This window comes from Kitasatospora sp. CB01950 (genome assembly GCF_001905465.1).
Taxonomy (GTDB): domain Bacteria; phylum Actinomycetota; class Actinomycetes; order Streptomycetales; family Streptomycetaceae; genus Kitasatospora.
Window position 1 is genome coordinate 180,375 of the sequence record NZ_LISX01000002.1, and the last position, 22,329, is coordinate 202,703.

General features: G+C 71.2%; 18 protein-coding genes. 7 read left to right on the plus strand and 11 right to left on the minus strand.

From position 1 onward, the window contains the following. Positions 1-30: 30 nt before the first annotated feature. From prcB to arc, 4 genes are all read right to left on the minus strand, one after another. Complete coding sequence (gene prcB, locus AMK19_RS05575; protein ID WP_073808626.1) at positions 31-876, minus strand: proteasome subunit beta; 846 nt, start codon at positions 874-876, stop codon at positions 31-33. 179 nt (positions 877-1,055) lie between these two features. Continuing rightward, positions 1,056-1,274 carry a ubiquitin-like protein Pup gene (locus AMK19_RS05580; protein ID WP_035868822.1) on the minus strand — a complete coding sequence of 73 codons (219 nt, stop codon included), beginning with the start codon at positions 1,272-1,274 and terminating at the stop codon, positions 1,056-1,058. Between the two features lie 96 nt (positions 1,275-1,370). Then, a complete protein-coding gene (gene dop, locus AMK19_RS05585; RefSeq protein WP_073808628.1) occupies positions 1,371-2,882 on the minus strand; it encodes a depupylase/deamidase Dop in 1,512 nt (503 codons plus the stop codon). A 96-nt stretch (positions 2,883-2,978) separates the two neighbouring features. After that, positions 2,979-4,745 (minus strand): proteasome ATPase, encoded by a 1,767-nt coding sequence (gene arc / locus AMK19_RS05590; protein ID WP_073808629.1) that lies wholly within the window; start codon positions 4,743-4,745, stop codon positions 2,979-2,981. Between the two features lie 226 nt (positions 4,746-4,971). Here arc and AMK19_RS05595 point away from each other — a divergent pair, with 226 nt between their 5' ends. After that, positions 4,972-5,259, plus strand: coding sequence for a ferredoxin (locus AMK19_RS05595; protein WP_073808631.1), 288 nt, complete (start codon positions 4,972-4,974; stop codon positions 5,257-5,259). A gap of 7 nt (positions 5,260-5,266) precedes the next feature. Here AMK19_RS05595 and AMK19_RS37940 read toward each other — a convergent pair whose 3' ends face one another. The 3 genes from AMK19_RS37940 to AMK19_RS05610 all read right to left on the minus strand — a co-directional run bounded on the left by AMK19_RS37940 (position 5,267) and on the right by AMK19_RS05610 (position 8,228). After that, complete coding sequence (locus AMK19_RS37940; RefSeq protein ID WP_143200065.1) at positions 5,267-5,794, minus strand: hypothetical protein; 528 nt, start codon at positions 5,792-5,794, stop codon at positions 5,267-5,269. A 210-nt stretch (positions 5,795-6,004) separates the two neighbouring features. Further along, the gene (locus AMK19_RS05605) at positions 6,005-6,967 is read right to left on the minus strand and encodes a tRNA (adenine-N1)-methyltransferase (RefSeq protein WP_073808634.1); all 963 of its coding nucleotides are present in this window, start codon (positions 6,965-6,967) and stop codon (positions 6,005-6,007) included. A gap of 49 nt (positions 6,968-7,016) precedes the next feature. Next, entirely contained in the window at positions 7,017-8,228 is a 1,212-nt protein-coding gene (locus tag AMK19_RS05610) for a site-2 protease family protein (protein ID WP_073808636.1), read from the minus strand. Positions 8,229-8,363: 135 nt separating this feature from the next. Between AMK19_RS05610 and AMK19_RS05615 the strand changes: the two genes are divergently transcribed. Both AMK19_RS05615 and AMK19_RS05620 read left to right on the plus strand, forming a co-directional pair. Beyond that, positions 8,364-9,230, plus strand: a complete 867-nt coding sequence (locus AMK19_RS05615) for a RecB family exonuclease (protein WP_073808637.1) — start codon at positions 8,364-8,366, stop codon at positions 9,228-9,230. After that, positions 9,231-9,902 carry a response regulator gene (locus AMK19_RS05620; protein ID WP_073808639.1) on the plus strand — a complete coding sequence of 224 codons (672 nt, stop codon included), beginning with the start codon at positions 9,231-9,233 and terminating at the stop codon, positions 9,900-9,902. A 69-nt stretch (positions 9,903-9,971) separates the two neighbouring features. On the opposite strand, the gene AMK19_RS05625 is transcribed toward AMK19_RS05620, so the two are convergent. The 3 genes from AMK19_RS05625 to metH form a co-directional block, all read right to left on the minus strand. Next, positions 9,972-11,570 (minus strand): ABC transporter substrate-binding protein, encoded by a 1,599-nt coding sequence (locus AMK19_RS05625; protein ID WP_073808640.1) that lies wholly within the window; start codon positions 11,568-11,570, stop codon positions 9,972-9,974. A 350-nt stretch (positions 11,571-11,920) separates the two neighbouring features. Continuing rightward, complete coding sequence (locus AMK19_RS05630; protein ID WP_073808642.1) at positions 11,921-12,625, minus strand: HAD family hydrolase; 705 nt, start codon at positions 12,623-12,625, stop codon at positions 11,921-11,923. A 205-nt stretch (positions 12,626-12,830) separates the two neighbouring features. After that, positions 12,831-16,334: a methionine synthase gene (gene metH / locus AMK19_RS05635; protein WP_073808643.1), complete on the minus strand. Its 3,504-nt coding sequence runs from the start codon at positions 16,332-16,334 to the stop codon at positions 12,831-12,833. A gap of 202 nt (positions 16,335-16,536) precedes the next feature. On the opposite strand from metH, the gene AMK19_RS05640 reads away from it, so the two are divergent. Then, positions 16,537-17,595: a hypothetical protein gene (locus AMK19_RS05640; RefSeq protein WP_241844260.1), complete on the plus strand. Its 1,059-nt coding sequence runs from the start codon at positions 16,537-16,539 to the stop codon at positions 17,593-17,595. A gap of 112 nt (positions 17,596-17,707) precedes the next feature. Further along, positions 17,708-19,234: an FMN-binding glutamate synthase family protein gene (locus AMK19_RS05645; protein ID WP_073808645.1), complete on the plus strand. Its 1,527-nt coding sequence runs from the start codon at positions 17,708-17,710 to the stop codon at positions 19,232-19,234. A 48-nt stretch (positions 19,235-19,282) separates the two neighbouring features. Here the strand turns inward: AMK19_RS05645 and adhP are convergent, their stop codons facing one another. Then, positions 19,283-20,296, minus strand: a complete 1,014-nt coding sequence (gene adhP, locus AMK19_RS05650) for an alcohol dehydrogenase AdhP (RefSeq protein ID WP_073808646.1) — start codon at positions 20,294-20,296, stop codon at positions 19,283-19,285. Positions 20,297-20,532: 236 nt separating this feature from the next. Between adhP and AMK19_RS05655 the strand changes: the two genes are divergently transcribed. Further along, positions 20,533-21,273, plus strand: a complete 741-nt coding sequence (locus tag AMK19_RS05655) for a hypothetical protein (RefSeq protein ID WP_073808648.1) — start codon at positions 20,533-20,535, stop codon at positions 21,271-21,273. A 112-nt stretch (positions 21,274-21,385) separates the two neighbouring features. Next, complete coding sequence (locus AMK19_RS05660) at positions 21,386-22,297, plus strand: PAC2 family protein (RefSeq protein ID WP_073808649.1); 912 nt, start codon at positions 21,386-21,388, stop codon at positions 22,295-22,297. Positions 22,298-22,329: the final 32 nt, after the last annotated feature.

The following is a 22,329-nucleotide window of genomic DNA, read 5'->3' on the forward strand; positions in this document are numbered from 1 at the left end:
CCGGTCTCCCTTCGGGTGGTTGAGGCGGATTCAGAGCAGCGGGGCCTGCGGGCCGTTGGGGTGCTCGCGCCGCTGCTCGGTGATGGACACCGCGATCTCGGTGACCTCTTCCTCGCTGAGCCGCCGGAAGCCGTCCTCGGTGATCAGCGTGACGATCGGGAAGATCTTGCGGGCGAGGTCCGGGCCGCCGGTCGCCGAGTCGTCGTCGGCGGCGTCGTACAGCGCCTGGACGGTGAGGGTGGCGGCCTGCTCGGCGGTCATCCCGTCCCGGTAGAGCTTCTTCATCGCGCCGCGGGCGAACACCGAGCCGGAGCCGGTGGCGGCGAAGCCCGCGCGCTCCTCGGAACGGCCGCCGGTGACGTCGTAGGTGAAGATCCGGCCGCGGCCGAGGTCGAGGTCGTAGCCCGCGAAGACCGGGACGACCGCGAGGCCCTGCATGGCCATCGCCAGATTGGACCGGATCATGGTGGTGAGCCGGTTGGCCTTGCCCTCGAAGGAGAGCACGGTGCCCTCGATCTTCTCGTAGTGCTCCAGCTCCAGCTGGAACAGGCGCACCATCTCGATTGCCAGGCCGGCGGTGCCGGCGATGCCGACCGCGCTGTACTCGTCGGCCGGGAAGACCTTCTCCATGTCGCGCTGGGCGATGACGTTGCCCATGGTGGCCCGACGGTCGCCGGCGAGCACCACGCCGCCGTCGAACACCGCGGACACGATGGTGGTGCCGTGCGGCGCCTCGATCGTCAGGCCCTCGGGCAGCTGCCGCCGCCCCGGGAGCAGCTGCGGCGCGTGGCTGTCGAGGAAGTCGATGAACGAGGAGGAGCCGGGGGTGAGGAAGGCAGCCGGTAGACGCCCGGTGCCACTGAGGTTGGCTTCCACACGTGTCCTTCCAGATCGAAGATCCAAAGTTGGAGTTGTGCCCCGGACCCTACCCGCTCCGGGGTCCGGATCCACGTTTTCGGTGACGGGCCGCAGAGAAGGCGAGGCCGCAGGCGCGCTCAGGGCACACCTGCGGCGCTCGCCGTGCTCTTTTCCGATGGAAAGGGGGTTTCCCCCTCTCACTCGCCGCCCTTCTGCACGAATCCGCGCACGAAATCCTCGGCGTTGGATTCCAGCACTTCGTCGATTTCGTCCAGGACGGCGTCGACGTCGTCGCTGAGCTTTTCCTGACGCTCCTTGAGGTCGTCCGAGGCCTGGGTTTCCGCGGCCTGCTCCTCGACCTCCTCGGAGGAGCGGCTGGCCCGCTGCTGGCCGCCGCCGGTGTCCTTCTCCGCCATTTTCCTCACCCCGCTCGCTCGGTGTTCTCGTTCAACGCTCGTTGCTCACCTGAATGATTCCCCGTCCGGGAATGTTCACCCGTGGTGATCGAAAAGTTACCCACCGGAGAGGACCCGCACCAGGTCTTCGGCGGTGCGGCACCGGTCGAGCAGTTCCTTGACGTGCGCCTTGGTGCCGCGCAGCGGCTCCATGGTGGGCACCCGCTGCAGGCTGTCGTGCCCGGGCAGGTCGAAGATCACGGAGTCCCAGGACGCGGCGGCCACATCGTCGGCGTACTGCTCCAGGCAGCGGCCGCGGAAGTAGGCGCGGGTGTCGTCGGGCGGCTGGGAGACGGCGCGGAGCACCTCGTCCTCGGTGAGCAGGCGCTCCATCCGGCCGCGGGCCTCCAGGCGGTTGTACAGGCCCTTGTCGGGGCGTACGTCGCTGTACTGGAGGTCGACCAGCTGGAGGCGCGGGCTCTCCCAGGTCAGGGCGTCGCGCTGGCGGTAGCCCTCCAGGATCTCCTTCTTGGCGACCCAGTCGAGCTGCCGGGACAGGCTCATCGGGTCGCGTTCCAGCCGGCCCAGCACGTCCTCCCAGCGGGCCAGCACGTCCATGGTCTGGTCGTCGGCGTCCTGCCCGAAGCGGTCCTCGACGTACTTGCGGGCCAGTTCGCAGTACTCCATCTGCAACTGCACGGCGGTGAGCTTGCGCCCGGAGCGCAGCGACACCAGGTGCTTGAGGTCGGGGTCGCGGGAGATCCGGTGCAGGGTGCGCACGGGCTGGTCGACGGCGAGGTCGACGGCGATGAAGCCGTCCTCGATCATCGACAGGACCAGCGCGGTGGTGCCGAGCTTGAGGTAGGTGGAGATCTCGGAGAGGTTGGCGTCGCCGATGATCACGTGCAGGCGGCGGTACTTCTCGGCGTCCGCGTGCGGCTCGTCCCGGGTGTTGATGATCGGGCGCTTGAGGGTGGTCTCCAGGCCGACCTCGACCTCGAAGTAGTCGGCGCGCTGGCTGATCTGGAAGCCGTGCCCGCCGCCCTCCTGCCCCAGCCCGACCCGGCCGGCCCCGCACACCACCTGGCGGGAGACGAAGAACGGCGTGAGGTGGCGGACGATGTCGGCGAACGGGGTGGCCCGCTGCATCAGGTAGTTCTCGTGGGTGCCGTAGGAGGCGCCCTTGTTGTCGGTGTTGTTCTTGTAGAGCAGGATCCGCTGCCCGTTGGGCAGTTCCAGCGCGCGGGCGGCGGCCGCGGCCATGATCCGCTCGCCGGCCTTGTCCCAGAGCACCGCGTCGCGCGGGTTGGTGACCTCCGGCGACGAGTACTCGGGGTGCGCGTGGTCGACGTAGAACCGGGCGCCGTTGGTGAGGATGACGTTGGCCAGGCCGATGTCCTCGTCGGTGAGCTGACTGGCGTCCGCCACGTCCCGGGCCAGGTCGAAGCCCCGGGCGTCGCGCAGCGGATTCTCCTCCTCGAAGTCCCAGCGGGCGCGCCGCGCCCGGTGCATCGCCGCCGCGTACGCGTTGACGATCTGGGACGAGGTGAGCATGGCGTTGGCGTTGGGGTGCCCGGGCACGGAGATGCCGTACTCGGTCTCGATCCCCATCACGCGCCGTACGGTCATGCGGCCCTCCTGACCCTGTGGGTACTGCCGGTGCAGACGCGCCGTCCGGTTGCGGAGCCTTGCCTGGCGCCGCAACCGGACGGTGTGATGCGCGTCCTACAGGTACTGCCCCGTGTTGGAGACGGTGTCGATGGAGCGACCGGACTCGGCGCCCTGCTTGCCGGTGACCAGGGTGCGGATGAACACGATCCGCTCGCCCTTCTTGCCGGAGATGCGGGCCCAGTCGTCCGGGTTGGTGGTGTTGGGCAGGTCCTCGTTCTCCTTGAACTCGTCCACGCACGCGGCGAGCAGGTGGGAGACCCGCAGACCGCGCTGCCCGTGGTCGAGGAAGTCCTTGATGGCCATCTTCTTCGCCCGGTCGACGATGTTCTGGATCATCGCGCCGGAGTTGAAGTCCTTGAAGAACAGCACTTCCTTGTCGCCGTTGGCGTAGGTGACCTCCAGGAAGCGGTTCTCCTCGGTCTCCGAGTACATCCGCTCGACCACCGACTGGATCATGGCGGCGACGGTGGCGGGCACCGAGCCGTCGTGCTCCTTGACGTCGTCGGGGTGGAACGGCAGCGAGTCCTTCAGGTACTTGGAGAAGATGTCCTTGGCCGCCTCGGCGTCCGGCCGCTCGATCTTGATCTTGACGTCCAGGCGGCCGGGCCGCAGGATCGCCGGGTCGATCATGTCCTCGCGGTTGGAGGCGCCGATGACGATGACGTTCTCCAGGCCCTCCACGCCGTCGATCTCCGCCAGCAGCTGCGGGACGATGGTGTTCTCCACGTCCGAGCTGACGCCGGAGCCGCGGGTGCGGAACAGCGACTCCATCTCGTCGAAGAACACGATGACCGGCGTGCCCTCGCCGGCCTTCTCCCGGGCCCGCTGGAAGACCAGGCGGATCTGCCGCTCGGTCTCGCCCACGTACTTGTTGAGCAGCTCGGGGCCCTTGATGTTGAGGAAGTAGCTCTTGCCCTGCGGCCGGCCCGTCACCTCGGCGACCTTCTTGGCCAGCGAGTTGGCGACCGCCTTGGCGATCAGCGTCTTGCCGCAACCGGGCGGGCCGTACAGCAGCACGCCCTTGGGCGGCCGCAGTTCGAACTCCTTGAACAGGTCGGCGTGCAGGTACGGCAGTTCCACCGCGTCCCGGATCTGCTCGATCTGGTTCGCCAGGCCGCCGATCTGCCGGTAGTCGATGTCCGGGACCTCCTCGAGGACCAGTTCCTCGACCTCGGACTTCGGCACCACCTCGTACACGTACCCGGAGCGCGGCTCCAGCAGCAGTGCGTCGCCCGCCCGCAGGGTCAGCGCGCGCAGCGGCTCGGCGAGCCGCACCACCCGCTCCTCGTCGGTGTGCCCGACCACCAGCGCCCGGTCGCCGCCCTCCAGCACCTCCTTGAGGGTGACGATCTCGCCGATCCGCTCGAACTCCATCGCCTCGACGACGTTCAGCGCCTCGTTGAGCATCACCTCCTGGCCGCGGCGCAGCTCGTCCAGCTCCACGCCGGGGCTGACGTTGACCCGGAGCTTGCGGCCGCCGGTGAAGATGTCGGCCGTGCCGTCCTCGTTCTTCTCGAGGAAGACGCCGAACCCGGCGGGCGGCTGGGCGAGCCGGTCCACTTCCTCCTTGAGGGCCACGATCTGGTCGCGGGCCTCGCGCAGGGTGGCGACGAGCCTCTCGTTCTGGGCGGTCACACCGGCCAGGTTGGTCTGCAGCTCGACGATCCGCTCCTCAAGCACCCTTGAGCTGCGCGGAGAATCGGCGAGCCGGCGCCGAAGGACGGCGATCTCCTGCTCGAGGTAGGAGACCTGCGCGGCCTCGTCGGACCCCCGTGCGGGCCTGCCGGCGCTGCGGTCGTAGTCGTCATCGTTGGCTGCCACGGTCCTCACCTCCTCCTGGGGGAGCTGGACGACCCAAACCTACCTGGGACCAGGGTCATGTAAACCCCTAGATCAGAAAGATGGATCGGGCGTGTCCGATGTTCGCCCTGCGCGCTTCCCCTCTGACAAGGAGATGCCCACCCCTCAACGGTTCAAAGCAGCGCGGATGTATCGTGACAGGAATGTCCCCGAATGCGGGGCGACCAGAGCAGAAACGGCAGGGGCAATGGCGGGGACGGGCGAGGCACTCGAAGTCTGGATCGACCAGGATCTGTGCACCGGGGACGGGATCTGCGCGCAGTACGCGCCCGAGGTCTTCGAACTCGACATCGACGGACTCGCCTATGTGAAGGGCGAGGACGACGAGTTGCGCCAGCAGCCCGGCGAGAGCGCGCCCGTCCCGCTGACGCTCCTTCAGGACGTCGTCGACTCCGTGAAGGACTGCCCCGGCGACTGCATCCACGTCCGCCGGGCCGCCGACGGCGTCGAAGTGTACGGCCCGGACGCGGACTGACGGTCCGTCACGCGGCGTGGGCGGGGCTCCGGTTCTCGGTCTTCGCCCACCCGCCGGAAGCACTGCGCTTCCACGCCAACTCGACCTTCATGTCCGGCGAGAAGCGCGGCACGTCGTCCGAGGAGTAGCCGCGGGCCGCACCCCGGATCGAACCGTCGCTGCGGATCGCCAGCTCGGTCAGCGTGTAGCCGTCCCGGTCCGAGAGCAACTCGACCGGCCGGCCCGTCCCTTCCACCACGAACACCTGGTCCGGCGGCGTCCCCATGTCCGCCTGACAGTGCGCCGCGAGCACCCCCAGCGCCTTCCCGTCCACCACCGCCGACGCCTTCAGGCTCACCGCGACGGGGAACGGCCCGCACTCCATGGGCAGTTGGACCTTCGACAGGTCCACCTCCGGCACCACCGCGGCCTCCGCCTGATGCGCCGTCACCACCGCCCCGGTCGCCGAGGTCGCCCCCAACGCCCCGCCCACCACGGCGAGACACCCCGCCGCGACCAGCGCCCAGTGCTTCAACCCCGACTGCGCATGCACCACGAACTCCCCTTCCGGTGCCCGCATTTTCGCACACCGGGGAACGGGCCCCGAAAGGCAGGTGGGACACGGACAGGGGCGCGGGGAACTGCGCGAATCGGAAGGCATCCATCCGCAAGGTCGCGTCGCGGGCAATGACTTGCCGTTGATCGCGACCTCGCTGACGTGCGCTTCTCGCTCGCGCAGTTCCCCGCGCCCCTGCTGGTGAACCCGCTAGCTCAGGTCCCGACCGTCGTGCGCCGCGGCTTCCCGCTGCGCCTTGCGGACCGCGGCCCGCTCCGCGAGCGTGAGCTCCGGCTCCGTGGCGTCGTAGTCCTCGCCGTAGGCGCCCTTCGCCGGGCGGCGGCGGCGCAGCGGGGGCTCGACGCCGTCGGCGAGACGGCGGGCGGTGAGGAGGAAGCCGGTGTGGCCGATCATGCGGTGGTCGGGGCGGACGGCGAGGCCTTCGAGGTGCCAGGTGCGGACCATGGTCTCCCAGGCCTGCGGCTCGGTGAAGGTGCCGTGCTCGCGCAGCGCCTCGACGGTCCGGGACATCTGCGTGGTGGTGGCCACGTAGCAGCAGATGAGGCCGCCGGGGACGAGCGCCTCGGAGGCGACGTCCAGGCACTCCCAGGGGGCGAGCATGTCGAGGATGACGCGGTCGACGTCGGTCTCGACCAGGTTGTCCTGGAGGTCGCCGACGGTCAGCTTCCACGCGGGGTGCGGGCCGCCGAAGTAGCGCTCGACGTTGCTGCGGGCGATGTCCGCGAAGTCCTCACGCCGCTCGTAGGAGGCGAGCATGCCGGTGTCGCCGACGGCGCGCAGCAGGTAGGTGGAGAGGGCGCCGGAGCCGACGCCCGCTTCCACCACCCTCGCGCCGGCGAAGATGTCGGCCATGGCCAGGATCTGCCCCGCGTCCTTGGGGTAGATCACGGCCGCGCCGCGCGGCATGGAGAGGACGTAGTCGGGGAGCAGGGGGCGCAGCGCGAGGTACGGGACGTTGCCCGTCGTGCGGACGACCGTGCCCTCGGGAGCGCCGATCAGCTCGTCGTGCGGGAACGCACCCTTGTGGGTGTGGAATTGGTTCCCGGCCTGGAGCGTGAACGTGTAGTGGCGGCCCTTGGGGTCGGTCAGCTGGACCTGGTCCCCGACCTGGAAGGGCCCGCGTCGGCGGGCGGCACCGGTCGGTTCGGACATGGGGGCCATCCTACGGGCTCCGGAGGGCTCCCCCGACCACATGATCGGTTCAGCCGGTCGGTCGGCCGGGCGCGCGCCCGAGGAGGGCGGCGGTGAGGCGGCGTTCGAGGTCGGCGAGGGAGAGCACGCCGTAGACACTGCCGTCGCCGCGGACGACCAGGTACTCGGAGGCGGGGGCGCGGCGCAGGGTGTCCAGGATCTGTTCGCCGGCCAGGTCGACGGGGATGGTGTGGCCGGGTTCGAGGTCGCGGGCGACGGCGGAGACGGCGACCCAGGGGCGGCGGTGCTCGGGGACGTTGGCGACCGCGGACTCCTTGACGAGCGCGGTGGGTTCGCCGCGGCCGTCGACCACGACGACGGCGCCGGCCTGGGCCTCGTGGGCGCGGCGGAGGGCTTCGCCGAGGGGGGTGTCGGCGGTGACCTCGACGCTGCGGCGGGCCAGGTCGCGGACCTTGAGGCCGGGGAGGATCTGCTTGAGGCGGGCGTTGCGCAGCGAGTTGCCGGCGCCCTGCCAGATGATGAAGCCGAGGATGGCGGCGAGTACGCCGTCGAGCATGGCTTCGCCGGTGGAGCGTTCGGCGTTCTGGGCGGCGCCGATGATCGGCAGGCCGAGGACGACGGCGACGGCGAGGGCGCGGCCGGTCCAGACGGCGGCGACGGTGCCCTTCATGGGGTCGCCGGTGGCGGCCCAGACGACGGCGCGCAGCATCCGTCCGCCGTCCAGCGGGAGGCCGGGCAGCAGGTTGAAGGCGGCGACCACCAGGTTGGAGATCATCAGGCCGGCCAGCAGCACGCCGGGGACGGTGGCGGGTTCGACGGCCTTGAAGCCGGCCCAGAAGGCGCCGGCCAGCACCAGGGAGAGCAGCGGGCCGACCAGGGCGAGCCAGAACTCGCGCCAGGGCCGGTCGGCCTCCTTCTCGATCTCGGAGACGCCGCCGAGGAACTGGAGCTGGATGCGGCGCACGCCGAGCTTGTAGCGCAGGCCGACGAGGGTGTGCGCGAGTTCGTGGACCAGGACCGAGCCGTAGAAGGCGACGGCGAAGGAGAAGGCGAGCAGGTAGCGGGCGGCGCCGAGTTCGGGCAGGACGTCGGCGAGCCGGCTGCCGAAGAGCCAGGTGATCAGTGCGGCGACCAGGAACCAGGACGGGGTGACGTAGACGGGCACGCCGAACGGGCGGCCCATCAGGATGCCGCCGCGGGGCGGTTCGCCCCCGTCCGGCGGTTCCGGTGTCCCGGGTGCCCGCCCCTTGGTGTCGTTCACCGTGCTCCCTCCGCGAACCCTGTGGTTCCTCGTACGCTACGTGATCTCCGGGCGGCAGCGGCGGCGCACCCCGCTCTCCTTTGGCATACCCACCTCTTCGACCGAGCTGTCGGTCCGGTGCAATAGGGTCGGGGCATGCAGCAGACCGACCCCACGCCCACTGCCCGCCCGGCGGCCGCGCCGACCGGGCTGTCGCCGTCCCGGGCGGGTGACTTCATGACCTGCCCGCTGCTGTACCGGCTGCGGGTGATCGACCGGCTGCCGGAGCCGCCGAGTGCGGCGGCGACCCGGGGGACGCTGGTGCACGCGGTGCTGGAGCGGCTGTTCGACCATCCGCCGGCCGACCGCACCCCCGAGCGGGCCCGGGGCCTGCTGGCCCCGCAGTGGGAGCGGCTGCTCGGGGAACGGCCGGAGCTGGCCGAACTGTTCCCGGACGAGCCGGCGAAACTGGCCGGCTGGCTGGGCGACGCCGAGCAGCTGGTGGAGAAGTGGTTCCGGCTGGAGGACCCGACCCGGCTGCACCCGGTGGAGCGCGAGCTGTACGTGCAGACCGCGCTGGCCTCAGGCCTGCTGCTGCGCGGCTACATCGACCGGGTCGACGTCGCGCCCAGCGGCGAGGTGCGGCTGGTGGACTACAAGACCGGCCGGGCGCCCTCGCGGGACTTCGAGGGCAAGGCGATGTTCCAGATGAAGTTCTACGCGCTGGTGGTCTGGCGGTGGAAGGGCGTGCTCCCCAAGCGGCTGCAGCTGGTGTATCTCGGCGGCGGCGGCGACGTGGTGACGTACGACCCGGACGAGGCCGACCTGCTGGCGGTGGAACGGAAGCTGGAGGCGCTGTGGGAGGCGATCTCGGCGGCGGTGGCCTCCGGTGAGTTCCCGGCGACCCGCAACCGGCTGTGCGACTGGTGCGACCACAAGGCCAGCTGTCCGGAGTTCGGCGGCACTCCCCCGCCGTACCCGCTGCCGCTGGCCACTCTGACCAATCCCCGCAAGGAGTCGTAGGTGACGATCCGTGTGCTGCTGGTGGACGACCAGCCGCTGCTCCGTACCGGTTTCCGCATGATCCTGGAGGCGGAGTCCGATCTGGTGGTGGTCGGCGAGGCGGGCGACGGGCAGCAGGCGCTGGACCAGGTCCGCGCGCTGCAGCCGGACGTGGTGCTGATGGACATCCGGATGCCGCGGATGGACGGCGTGGAGGCGACCCGCCGGATCGCCGGCCCGGACCGCAGCGGCCCGGCGAAGGTGCTGGTGCTGACCACCTTCGATCTGGACGAGTACGTGGTGGAGGCGCTGCGCGCGGGCGCCAGCGGCTTCCTGCTGAAGGACGTGCCGGCCGAGGAGCTGGTGCAGGCGATCCGGGTGGTGGCGGACGGCGCGGCGATGCTCGCCCCGTCGGTGACCCGCCGTCTGCTGGACATGTACGCCACCAAGCTGCCGTCGGGCGACGAGGCGCCGCCGCAGGCGCTGACGGTGCTGACGGAGCGCGAGGTGGAGGTGCTGCGGCTGGTGGCGCGGGGTCTGTCGAACGCGGAGATCGCGGCCGAGCTGTTCGTCTCCGAGACGACGGTGAAGACCCACGTCGGCCATGTGCTGACCAAGCTCCAGCTGCGCGACCGGGTGCAGGCGGCGGTGTACGCGTACGAGAGCGGCCTGGTGCGCCCGGGCGCCCTGTAGTCCGCCGGAACGGCCGACGGCCCGTCACCCCCGAGGGGGTGGCGGGCCGTTGTGCTGCTTGGCGAATCGTTACTTCTTGTTGCGGCCGATCAGCCAGAACCGGAAGCGGCTGGTGTTGTCGACGGTGGTGTCGACGCCGGTGACGCCGTTCTTGTACACGTAGAACGACTTGTTCTGGTAGAGCGGGAGCATCGGCACGGAGTCGGCCAGGATGTTCTGGATCTGGGCGTACGCGCCGGCGCCGGTGCGGTCGGTGAGCTTGATCGAGTCCGGTACCAGCTTGTTGCTGATCTGCGGGTTGTCCCAGTTGTTGTGGAACGCGCCGCCCTCGACCACCAGCGGGGAGATGTAGTCGTCCGCGTCGACGTAGTCGGGGGTCCAGCCGATCAGGTAGGCCTGGTAGCTGTTGTTCGACCAGTTCGCCAGGAAGGTGTTCCAGTCCGCCTCCTGCTGGACCGTCACCTGGAACAGGCCGCTGGCGTCCAGCTGCTTCTTGACGTTCTCCAGCTCGGCGGCGCCGGCCCGGGAGCGGGACCAGGTCAGGTTGATCTTGACCGGGGTGGTGATGTGCGCGTCGGTCAGGAGCTTCTTGGCCTTGGCGACGTCCGGCTCGCCGTACTTGTCGAAGAAGGCGGTGTTGTGGCCGACCACGCCGGCCGGGACGACCGAGTACAGCGGCAGCACGGTGCCCGCGTACACGTCGTGGGCCAGCGCCTTGCGGTCGAGCAGCTGGGCCATGGCCTGGCGGACCGCCTGCTTGCCGCCGACCTCGTCCTTGGTGTTGAAGACCAGGTAGAAGGTCTCGGCGCTGTCGCCCTCGGCGACCCGCAGGTTGCCCTTGCCGGACTGGTCGTCGGTCTTGATCTGGGCGGCGGTCGCCGGGTCCAGACCGTTGGCCGCGATGTCGATCTCGCCCTTGTCGAGGCCTGCCTTGAGGTCTTCCGCCTTCTCGTAGAAGCGGACGGTGAACTTGCTGTTCTCCGGCTTGCCGGCGGCGCCCTGGTAGGTCGCGTTCGGCGAGAGCGTGATCTTGGCGGGGCTCGGGCCCTTGTTCTCGATCGCGTCGATCCGGTACGGCCCGGAGCCGACCAGCTTGTCGTTGGCGAGCAGCTTGTCGGCCGGGAAGACCTGGTGGTCGACGATCGCGCCGGCCGGCGAGGCGAGCTTGGCCGGGAGCACCGCGTCGGGGGTCTCCAGGTGGAAGATCACCTCGGAGTCGCCGTTGGTCTCCACCGACTTGATGGTGGACAGCAGCGGGGTCGGACCGGTCGGGTCGTTGATCTTCTTGGTGCGGTCGATCGAGAACTTGACGTCCTCGGCGGTCACCGGGTGCCCGTTGGTGAACTTCAGCCCGGACTTCAGCGTGCACTTGTACGTCATCGTGTCGCTGCCGGTGAACTGGCAGGACTCGGCGGCGTCCGGCTGCGGCACGGTCGCGCCGGGCGGGAAGGACAGCAGCGACTGGAAGGAGTTGTTGAGGACCAGCCAGGAGCCGATCTCGTACGCGCCGGCCGGGTCCAGGACGGTGGTCCCGTTGGTGGTGCCCAGCGTGATGGCGGCGCCGTTGTCGCCGCCGTTGGCGACCTTCTCCACGGACGCGCAGCCGGCCGCCGTGGTGGCGACGAGCGCGGCGCAGCTGAGCACGGCCAGGCGGTTGGGCGTAGTCATGCGGGGTGGTCTTCCTTACTGCGTGCGGCCGGCTCGCCCCGGAGGCCCGCGTCCGGCCGCCGGGGTGGGGCGGCAGGGCGCAGGCCGGTACGACCGCGCGGGTGCCCGCCTGCCGATGTCTGACGGCGGTGGGCGGCGGCACGGGAGGGCGTCTGATCCGTTGTAGCGTGCCACATCGGATCCGGCTGGTCACCGTCTGTTCGAACCTGGGGTGGACGGCAGGCGACGGAGCGTGGTGCCCGGGCCGACGAGTTGTCTGCCATTGCCCGTTTTCACACCTGCTGCCGGATACGGTCCGCGTACCCACGGACGCGGAGGGGAACCGGAAATCCGCGGGAACGAGACGAAGGTCACACTCGGGTGCCGGCCAGGGTGCGCAGCAGGTCGAGGTCGACGTGTTCGAGGGAGGGCAGCACCAGCCGGCCGGGGCCGGGTTCGATGGCGGCGATGGAGGGGACGGCGATGACGGGGCAGCCGGCCGCTTCGGCGGCGGCCACGCCGGTGGGGGTGTCCTCGACGACCACGCAGCGCGCCGGGTCGGCGCCCAGGCGGGCGGCGGCGGTCAGGTAGGGGTCGGGGAACGGCTTGGTGCGCGGCACCTCGTCGCCGGCCACCGTGAAGGCGAAGTTCTGCGCGCCCAGGCTGCGCAGCACGATGTCGATGATGTGCCGGTGCGAGGCGGACACCAGGGCGGCGGGGATGCTGTGCGCGGCGAGGGTGTTGAGCAGCCGTTCGGCGCCGGGCATCAGCGGGACGCCGCCGGCCAGCAGGTCGACGAAGCGCCGGTTGATCTGGGCGCCGAGGTCGGCGGGGCGGATCGCCGCGCCGGTGCGGGTGAGGAGGTAGTCGATGACGCGGGTCATCGGGCCGCCGACCACGTGGGTGCGGTCTTCGGCGGTGAGGCGGTGGCCGAGTTCGGCGAACAGGTCGACCTCGGCCTGCCACCAGAAGTCCTCGGTGTCGACCAGAGTGCCGTCCATGTCGAGCAGCACGGCCTGCAGGCCGCTGCCCTCGCCGTCTCCGCCGACTCGGACCGGGGTCGAGACCGTCGTCATGCGCGCCGTCCTTCCGGGGGTCGTCCGGAGCGCACTGCGTCCGGGGATGGCACAGGCCGGCCCGCTGGTGAGCGGACCGGCCCGTTCAGGATCATCAAGAATACGCCCGCCGGAGCGGATTGCACCGGGCGGCGGCGAGGCGAACGGATGATCCCCGGTTGAAGTTCTCCCCGCGCCCGGGGCCCAGGGCCTGTCCGGACAGGCCCTAGCGTGCGTTGAAGTACTTGGCCTCCGGGTGGTGCAGCACGATGGCGTCCGTGGACTGCTCGGGGTGCAGCTGGTACTCCTCGGAGAGGATCACGCCGACCCGCTCGGGCTTGAGCAGTTCGGCGATCTTGGCGCGGTCCTCCAGGTTGGGGCAGGCGCCGTAGCCGAGCGAGAAGCGGGCGCCGCGGTACTTGAGGGCGAACATGTCCTTGACGTCCTGCGGGTCCTCGTCGCCGAAGCCGAGTTCGTAGCGGACCCGGGCGTGCCAGAACTCGGCGAGCGCCTCGGCGAGTTGCACGGACAGGCCGTGCAGTTCGAGGTAGTCGCGGTAGGAGTTGCCGGCGAACAGCTCGTTGGCGGCCTCGGAGATCCGGTTGCCCATGGTGACGACCTGCAGGCCGACCACGTCGCGCTCGCCGCTCTCCTCGGGGCGGAAGAAGTCGGCGAGGCACAGGCGGCGGCCGCGGCGCTGGCGGGGGAAGGTGAAGCGGGTGAGCTCGGCGTCGTCCTCGCCGTAGACGATCAGGTCGTCGCCCTTGGAGTTGGCCCGGTAGTAGCCGTGGACGACGGCGGGCTCCAGCCAGCCCTCGGTCTGCAGGCGGTCGAGCCAGCCGCGCAGCCGGGGCCGGCCCTCGGTCTCCACCAGCTCCTCGTAGGACGGGCCGCCGGAGCGGCCGCCCTTGAGGCCCCACTGGCCCTTGAAGAGGGCGTCCTCGTCGAGCCAGGAGGCGTAGTCCTGGAACGGGATGCCCTTGATGATGCGGTCGCCCCAGAACGGCGGGGTGGGCACCTTGTTGTCGATCGCGACGTCGGAGCGGATCTGGCCGAGGTTGACCTCCTCCGGCTCGTCGATCTCGACCCGGGCGTGCCGGCGCTGGCGCAGCTCGGGCAGCACCACGCCGGGGACGCCGCGCTTGACGCCGATCAGGGCGTCCATCAGGCGCAGGCCCTCGAAGGCGTCGCGGGCGTAGCGGACCTCGCCGTCGTAGATCTCGTGCAGGTCCTGCTCGACGTAGGCGCGGGTGAGGGCGGCGCCGCCGAGGATCACCGGGTAGTCGGCGGCCAGGCCGCGCTGGTTGAGCTCCTGCAGGTTCTCCTTCATGATCACCGTGGACTTGACCAGCAGGCCGGACATGCCGATCACGTCGGCCTTGTGCTCCTGGGCGGCCTCGACGATCGCCGAGACGGGCTGCTTGATGCCCAGGTTGACCACGTTGTAGCCGTTGTTCGACAGGATGATGTCGACCAGGTTCTTGCCGATGTCGTGGACGTCGCCCTTGACGGTGGCGAGCACGATGGTGCCCTTGCCCTCGCTGTCGGCCTTCTCCATGTGCGGTTCGAGGTGCGCGACGGCGGCCTTCATCACCTCGGCGGACTGCAGCACGAACGGCAGCTGCATCTCGCCGGAGCCGAACAGCTCGCCGACCACCTTCATGCCGGACAGCAGGGTGTCGTTGATGATCTCCAGCGCGGGGCGCTCGGTCAGCGCGGCGTCGAGGTCGGCCTCCAGGCCGTTGCGCTCGCCGTCGATGATGCGGCGCTGCAGGCGCTCCTCCAGCGGGAGGGCGGCGAGCTCCTCGGCCTTGGAGGCTGCGCTGGACGCGGCGGAGACGCCCTCGAACAGCTGGAGCAGCTTCTGCAGCGGGTCGTAGCCCTCGCTGCGGCGGTCGTAGACCAGGTCGAGGGCGGCCTGCCGGCGGTCGTCGGGGATCCGGTTCATCGGGAGGATCTTGGCGGCGTGCACGATCGCCGAGTCGAGGCCGGCCTCGACGCACTCGTGCAGGAAGACCGAGTTGACGACCTGTCGGGCGGCCGGGTTGAGGCCGAAGGAGATGTTGGACAGGCCGAGGGTGGTCTGCACGTCCGGGTGGCGGCGCTTGAGCTCGCGGATCGCCTCGATGGTCTCGATGCCGTCGCGGCGGGACTCCTCCTGGCCGGTGGCCAGGGTGAAGGCCAGGCAGTCGACCAGGACCGAGCTCTCGTGGATGCCGTACTCGCGGCCCAGCTGCTCGATCAGCCGCTCGGCGATGGCGACCTTCTTGTCGGCGGTGCGGGCCTGGCCCTCCTCGTCGATGGTGAGGGCGATCAGGCCGGCGCCGTGCTCGCGGGCCAGGCCGGCGATCCGCCCGAACCGGGTGTCGGGGCCGTCGCCGTCCTCGTAGTTGACGGAGTTGAGGACCGCGCGGCCGCCGAGCATCTCCAGGCCGGCCCGCAGCACGGGCGGCTCGGTGGAGTCCAGCACGATGGGCAGGGTGGAGGCGGTGGCGAGGCGGCCGGCGACCTCCTTCATGTCGGCGACGCCGTCGCGGCCCACGTAGTCGACGCACAGGTCGAGCAGGTGGGCGCCCTCGCGGATCTGGTCGCGGGCGATCTCCACGCAGGTCTGCCAGTCCGCGGCGAGCATCGCCTCGCGGAACTTCTTCGAGCCGTTGGCGTTGGTGCGCTCGCCGATCGCCAGGTAGGACGTGTCCTGCCGGAACGGGACCGCCTGGTACAGCGAGGCGGCGGCCGGCTCGGGCTTCGGCTCACGCGCGGCCAGCGGGCGGCCCTGCACCCGCTCGACGACCTGGCGCAGGTGCTCGGGGGTGGTGCCGCAGCAGCCGCCGACCAGCGAGAGGCCGTAGTCCCGGACGAACCCCTCGTGGGCGTCGGCGAGTTCCTCGGGGCTGAGCGGGTAGTGCGCGCCGTCCTTGGTGAGCACCGGCAGGCCCGCGTTCGGCATGCAGGACAGGCCGATCTTGGCGTTCTTCGCCAGGTAGCGCAGGTGCTCGCTCATCTCGGCGGGGCCGGTGGCGCAGTTCATGCCGATGAAGTCGATGCCGAGCGGCTCCAGCGCCGTCAGCGCCGCGCCGATCTCGGAGCCCAGCAGCATGGTGCCGGTGGTCTCGACGGTGACCTGCGCCAGCACCGGCAGGTTCAGGCCGGCCTCGGCGAGGGCGTCCTTGCAGCCGAGCACGGAGGCCTTGGTCTGCAGCAGGTCCTGGCTGGTCTCCACCAGCAGGGCGTCGGCGCCGCCCGCGATCAGGCCGGCCGCGTTCAGCCGGAAGCCCTCGCGGACGGTCTCGAAGGTGGTGTGACCGAGCGTCGGCAGCTTGGTGCCGGGGCCGATCGAGCCGAGCACCCAGCGGGTGCGGCCGTCCTCGGCGGTGTACTCGTCGGCGGTCTCGCGGGCGATCCGGGCGCCGGCCTCGGACAGTTCGAAGATCCGGTCGGAGATGTCGTACTCGCCGAGCGCCGAGTGGTTGGCGCCGAAGGTGTTGGTCTCCACGCAGTCCACGCCGACCGCGAAGTACGCGTCGTGCACCGAGCGGACGATGTCCGGGCGGGTCACGTTGAGGACCTCGTTGCAGCCCTCCAGCTGCTGGAAGTCCTCCAGCGTCGGTTCCTGGGCCTGGAGCATCGTGCCCATGGCTCCGTCGGCGACCACCACCCGGGTGGCGAGGGCCTCGCGCAAGGCGTCGGCGCGGTCCTGCTGGGCGGACGTGGGTACAACGGTGGCCATGTGGCTTGCTCCCTGAGTGCGACGGCTGTCGGCTATGCGAACCCACCTGTCCCGGGGACGCACCCCGCCAGGGTATCCGCCCGACGGCGGTGCGATGGAACCCATTTCGCCATCTGGGCGTCCCTGTCCACCGGAAGGGAGCCCGAGCATGCCCGCTTCACCGCGTCCGAGCAGGTCGCGTCACCGTCTCCGTGCCCTGGCCGTGTCCGCATGGCGGACAGGCCCGGTCCGGGCGCGTCGCCGTTGGAGCCTGCGCACCCGCTGGACCCGGCGCCGCCGTGCGCTGACCGCCTGCGCGGCGCTGGCCGCGCTGCTGGTGCTGCCGGTGCTGGGCGCGGCGCTCGCGCTGCGCTGGTCGTACACGGGCGATCCGGCGGCCGACGCCCGTACCCGCGGGCGGGACGCCATCTGGCTGGGCCACGCCTGGGTGGACGGGCGGCGCACCGACGCCGACCTGTCGGTGCTGGCGGCGCGGGTGCGCGGCACCGGCATCCACGACCTGTACGTGCACACCGGCCCGCTGGAGCACGACGGTTCGCTCGACCCGAAGCTGGCGCCGGGGGTGGCGGACTTCCTCGGCCGGGCCCGGGCGGCGATGCCGGGGGTGCGGATCCAGTCCTGGCTGGGCGATGTGGTCGCGCCCGAGAAGGAGGGCCTGCACCTGGACCGCCCGGACGTGCGGGAGCGGATCACCGCGTCCGCGAAGCAGGTCCTCGACCTGGGCTTCGACGGCGTCCACTTCGACCTGGAGCCGGTGCACGACGGCTCGCCCGGGTTCCTCGCGCTGCTCGACCAGGTGCACGCGCTGACCGCCGCCCGCGCCGCGCCGCTGTCGATCGCGGCGCCGCAGATCGAGCCGGTTCCGCTGGTCGGGACGGTGAGCTTCGCGCTGACCGACCACGGCAAGTGGTGGAGCGCCGGGTACTTCGCGCAGGCCGCGCAGCGGGTCGACCAGGTCGCGGTGATGTCGTACGACACCTCGATGCCGGTGGAGTCGCTGTACGGCGGCTACGTCGCCCGGCAGACCTCGCTGGCGCTGGCGAACACCCCGCCGGGCGTCGACCTGCTGATGGGCCTGCCCGCGTACTGGGCCGACACGCCGTCGCACCGGGGGGACGCCGAGACGGTCCGGGCCGCCGTCCGCGGGGCCCGTCTCGGGCTCGGCGCGGGCGCCCGGGAGAACTTCGGCCTGGCGCTGTACGTGGACTTCGCCGCCACGCCCGACCACTGGGCGGCGTACCGCGACGGCTGGTGCATCTGACCTCGCGTGTCGTCTTCGGGGCCCCCTGGTCGCGAGCCGGTTCGGGGGGCCTCTTAGCATCGGTTCGGCTCCGCCGTGTGGGGATGGGGCCGGCACCCGAGGGGGAACATCCATGCAAGCCCGCAAGATCGGCGCGGCCGCGGCCGCCGCGGTGGCGGTCCTCGCCGCCCGCGACCTGGTCCAGAAGAAGCACGCCCTGCTGAGGAACTTCCCGGTGCTCGGGCACGCCCGGTACCTGTTGGAGACGGTCGGGCCGGAGCTGCGGCAGTACATCGTGACCTCCAACGAGGAGGAGCGGCCGTTCAGCCGCGACCAGCGGAGCTGGATCTACGCCTCCGCCAAGGAGGAGAACAACTACTTCGGCTTCGGCACCGAGGTCGACGTCGCGGGGGCGCAGGGCCGTGCCTACCTGAAGCAGCGCACCTTCGCCGGGCCGCTGCCGGACGGGCACGACCCGCAGGCCCCGCTGCCGTCGGCGAAGGTGCTGGGCGGGCCGCGCGGCCGGGCGAAGGCGTTCCGGCCGGGCAGCGTCGTCAACATCTCCGCGATGAGCTTCGGCTCGCTCTCGGGGGCGGCCATCACCGCGCTCAACAAGGGCGCGGCGCAGGCCGGCGCGATGCACAACACCGGCGAGGGCGGCCTGTCGCCGTACCACCGCAGCGGCGCGGACCTGGTGCTGCAGCTCGGCACCTCGTACTTCGGCTGCCGCAACGAGGACGGCAGCTTCGACCTCGGCAGGCTCAAGGACGTGGTCGCGGGCGCGCCGGTCCGGGCGATCGAGATCAAGCTGTCGCAGGGCGCCAAGCCGGGCCTGGGCGGCATGCTGCCGGGGGCGAAGGTGACGCCGGAGATCGCGGCGATCCGCGGCATCCCGGTCGGCAAGGACTGCGCCTCGCCGTCGCGGCACTCGGCGTTCGGCGACGTGGACTCGATGCTGGACTTCGTCGAGCTGCTGGCGGCCGAGACCGGTGTGCCGGTCGGCATCAAGAGCGCGGTCGGCGAGCAGGACTTCTGGCAGGAGCTGGCGGCGCTGATGGCGCGCGGCGACCGGGGCGTCGACTTCGTGACGGTGGACGGCGGCGAGGGCGGCACCGGCGCGGCGCCGCGGATCTTCGCGGACTCTGTGTCGCTGCCGTTCCGGATGGGCTTCTCCCGGGTCTACGGCACCTTCGCCGAGCTGGGGCTGACCGACGAGCTGACGTTCATCGGCTCCGGCAAGCTCGGCCTGCCGGAGAACGCGGCGGTGGCGTTCGCGCTGGGCGCCGACATGATCAACGTGGCGCGCGAGGCGATGCTGTCGATCGGCTGCATCCAGGCCCAGAAGTGCCACACCGACAAGTGCCCGACCGGCATCGCCACCCAGAACCCGTGGCTGGCCCGCGGCGTGGACCCGGCGTCGAAGTCGACCCGGGCGGCGGTCTATCTGCGCACCCTGCGCCGGGAGTTGGCGAAGGTGTCGTCGGCGCTCGGCGTCGCCCACCCGTCGCTGATCACGCCCGACGACATCGAGGTGCTGAACGGCGACTACGAGGCCCGCACGCTGGCCGGCGTGTACGGCTACAAGGAGGACTGGGGCCGGCTCGGCCCGGAGCCGGCCGCGGAGATCACCGCGCTGATGACCGGCTCCTCGTCGCGCTGACCTGCCGAGGGGGCCCGGACGCGCGTTCCGGGCCCCCTCCGTCGCGGGTCAGCGCAGGTCGAACACCAGGCGGGCGGAGACCTTGCCGGCCAGCACGTCCTCGATGCAGGCGTTGACGTCCTCCAGCCTGCGGGTCTCCCGGATGACGCGGGTCCGGCCGAGCTGGTGCAGGCGGAACACCTCGGCGAGGTCCTGCCGGGTGCCGACGATGGAGCCGATCACCTTGGTGCCGTTCAGCACCGTGTCGAACACCGGCAGGGTCAGCTCGCCCTCGGCGGGCAGCGCGACCAGGACGAGGGTGCCGCCGCGGCGCAGCGAGTCGTAGGCGGCGCGGAAGGACGCGTTGGAGACGGCCAGCGAGACGGCGGCGTCGGCGCCGCCGAGCTTCTGCACCTCGTGGGCGACGTCCTGGATCCGGGCGTCGATCACGTGGTCGGCGCCGAGTTCCTTGGCGAGCTTCAGCTTGTCGTCGGTGATGTCGACCGCGACGGTCTCGGCGCCGAAGATCTTCGCGTACTGCAGCGCGAGGTGGCCGAGGCCGCCGATGCCGGAGATCAGCACCCGGGTGCCGGGCCGGGCGCCGGACAGCTTGACGGCCTTGTACGTGGTGACGCCCGCACAGGACAGCGGGGCGGCGTCCATCGGGTCCACGCCGTCCGGGACGGGCACCACGTAGTCGCCGTGCGCGAGGGCGTACTCGGCGTACGCGCCGTCCACCGAGTAGCCCGAGTTGTGCTGGGCCGGGCAGAGCGTCTCCCAGCCGGTGACGCAGTAGTCGCAGCGGCCGCAGGCGTCGGCCAGCCACGGGATGGCGACCCGCTGTCCGACCTCGACGTGCCGGACGTTCGAACCGGCCGCCTCGACGATGCCGACGCCCTCGTGGCCGGGGACGAACGGCGGGGACGGCTTGACCGGCCAGTCGCCGTGGGCGGCGTGGATGTCGGTGTGGCACAGGCCGGAGCACTCGATCCGCACCAGCACCTGGTGCGGCGCCGGGGTCGGCACCTCGCGTTCCTCGATCTCCAGCGGCTCGGTGAACTCCCGGACCACAGCTGCCTTCATGGCCTTCTCTCCTCGCAGCGCAGAGTAAATCTGACAAAAGGGGTGTCTCTGCGCACAGCCTGCCGGGGCCGCCCGGGAACCGCGAACGGGCGCGCCGACCGCGACGAAGATCACGTCCCGGCCGTCGGACGGGGCCGGCGGCGCGTCACGGTAACGTGGACCAAAGACCGCTATTTCCAGGCGAGTTGGGCATTTCCTGTGCCCATCCCCACGCACCACGGGTACGGAGGACCGACATGACCCGCACACTCCTGCGCGGCGCCGGGACCGGACTGGCCCTGTTCACCGCCTGCCTGCTCCTGGTCGGCTGCCGGCCCGCCAAGCACGCCAAGCCCGCGCCGCCGCCCAGCCCCTCCCCCACCGCCACCACCTCCCCGGCGGCCTCCCCCACGACCGCCCGGCTCGACGACTCCTACTTCGCCGAGGGCAGCTGCGCCCGCGCGCTCGACCCGGGCGGCAGCGGGACCGGTGCCCACTACGAGATGGTGCCCTGCGACAGCCCGGGCGCCGAGGCCAAGGTCACCAAGCGCAGCGGCACCCTGACCGGCGTCGCCGCCGCCCTCCCGCACGGCGCGGACTGCCCCGACGGCACCGACGTCGCCCTCGACCTCACCCAGAACGCGCTGACCGACGTCGCCGGCAACCGCTCCGCCTGGGCCTGCCTGCGCAACCTCCGCGACCCGCACCCCGGCGACCCGGGCGGTGGCGGCGGCGTCGGCATCGTCGTCGGCGACTGCGTCTACGCCACCAAGAGCGCGAGCGGCTCCGACACCGTCGCCGAGACCCGCTGTGACGGGAAGGGCGACCACAAGCCCGAGTACAAGGTCGACAAGGAGTACGTGAAGCAGACCGTGCACCTCAAGGGCGGCACCGAGGCGACCTGCCCCGACGAAGCCACCGTCAGCTTCACCGTCCCCGCGCCGCCCGGCACCCTCGCGATGAACCCGACCGTCGCCTGCGCAGAGCCCGTCGACTGACGGATAGGCTGGATCCCTTGCCCGGCCACGGGTGGCATTCAAAGCCCGTAGGCTGGGCAGGTAGGGACCTGGGGGCGGCAGCGCCCCCGCCATGGACGGAGGGAGATGCCGGGTGATCGAGCTGGAAGACGTGCCCGAGTTGATCGACCCGGTGATGATCTGCGCCTTCGAGGGCTGGAACGACGCCGGCGACGCGGCCTCGGCCGCACTCGGACACCTCGACGAGACCTGGGGCGGCAAGGTGTTCGCCGCACTCGACGCCGAGGACTACTACGACTTCCAGGTCAACCGGCCCACCATCTGGCTCGACGGCGGCGTCCGCCGGATCACCTGGCCCACCACCCGGCTCTCGGTGGTCCGCGTCACCGAGCCCAAGCCGCGCGACCTGGTCCTCGTCCGCGGCATCGAACCCAGCATGCGCTGGCGCTCCTACTGCAACGAACTGCTCGGCTTCGCCCACGAGTTGGGCGTCGAACTGGTCGTCGTCCTGGGCGCACTGCTGGGCGACACCCCGCACACCCGGCCGGTCCCGGTCTCCGGCGTCACCTCGGACGCGACGGTGGCGCGCAGCCTCGACCTGGAGGAGAGCCGCTACGAGGGCCCCACCGGCATCGTCGGCGTCCTCCAGGAGGCCTGCGCCCACGCCGGCGTCCCCGCCGTCACCTTCTGGGCCGCCGTCCCGCACTACGTCTCCCAGCCGCCCAACCCCAAGGCCACCCTGGCCCTGATCAACAAGCTGGAAGACCTCCTCGACCTGCGCATCCCGCCGGGCGAACTCGCCGACGACGCCCGCGCCTGGCAGCTCGGCGTCGACCAGCTCGCCGCGGAGGACTCCGAAGTCGCCGAGTACGTCCAGCAGTTGGAGGAAGCGCAGGACACCGCGGAACTGCCGGAGGCCTCCGGGGACGCGATCGCCCGCGAATTCGAGCGCTACCTGCGGCGCCGCGAGAACCAGGGCCCGAAGGGCGAGAAGCCCATCACGGGGCACGCGACGGAACGTCCCAAGGACGAGGACGACGAGTAGAGCCGGCACGACAGCCGGATCGGCCCGAGGAC

What these genes read in the sequence shown, in the direction of transcription:
- AMK19_RS05595 (WP_073808631.1), top strand. Translation starts at nt 4,972, where the DNA reads ATGGCGGGGACGGGCGAGGCACTCGAAGTCTGGATCGACCAGGATCTG.
- metH (WP_073808643.1), bottom strand. Translation starts at nt 16,334, where the DNA reads ATGGCCACCGTTGTACCCACGTCCGCCCAGCAGGACCGCGCCGACGCC.
- AMK19_RS05655 (WP_073808648.1), top strand. Translation starts at nt 20,533, where the DNA reads ATGACCCGCACACTCCTGCGCGGCGCCGGGACCGGACTGGCCCTGTTC.
- AMK19_RS05645 (WP_073808645.1), top strand. Translation starts at nt 17,708, where the DNA reads ATGCAAGCCCGCAAGATCGGCGCGGCCGCGGCCGCCGCGGTGGCGGTC.
- AMK19_RS05630 (WP_073808642.1), bottom strand. Translation starts at nt 12,625, where the DNA reads ATGACGACGGTCTCGACCCCGGTCCGAGTCGGCGGAGACGGCGAGGGC.
- AMK19_RS05580 (WP_035868822.1), bottom strand. Translation starts at nt 1,274, where the DNA reads ATGGCGGAGAAGGACACCGGCGGCGGCCAGCAGCGGGCCAGCCGCTCC.
- AMK19_RS05605 (WP_073808634.1), bottom strand. Translation starts at nt 6,967, where the DNA reads ATGTCCGAACCGACCGGTGCCGCCCGCCGACGCGGGCCCTTCCAGGTC.
- dop (WP_073808628.1), bottom strand. Translation starts at nt 2,882, where the DNA reads ATGACCGTACGGCGCGTGATGGGGATCGAGACCGAGTACGGCATCTCC.
- AMK19_RS05625 (WP_073808640.1), bottom strand. Translation starts at nt 11,570, where the DNA reads ATGACTACGCCCAACCGCCTGGCCGTGCTCAGCTGCGCCGCGCTCGTC.
- adhP (WP_073808646.1), bottom strand. Translation starts at nt 20,296, where the DNA reads ATGAAGGCAGCTGTGGTCCGGGAGTTCACCGAGCCGCTGGAGATCGAG.
- AMK19_RS05615 (WP_073808637.1), top strand. Translation starts at nt 8,364, where the DNA reads ATGCAGCAGACCGACCCCACGCCCACTGCCCGCCCGGCGGCCGCGCCG.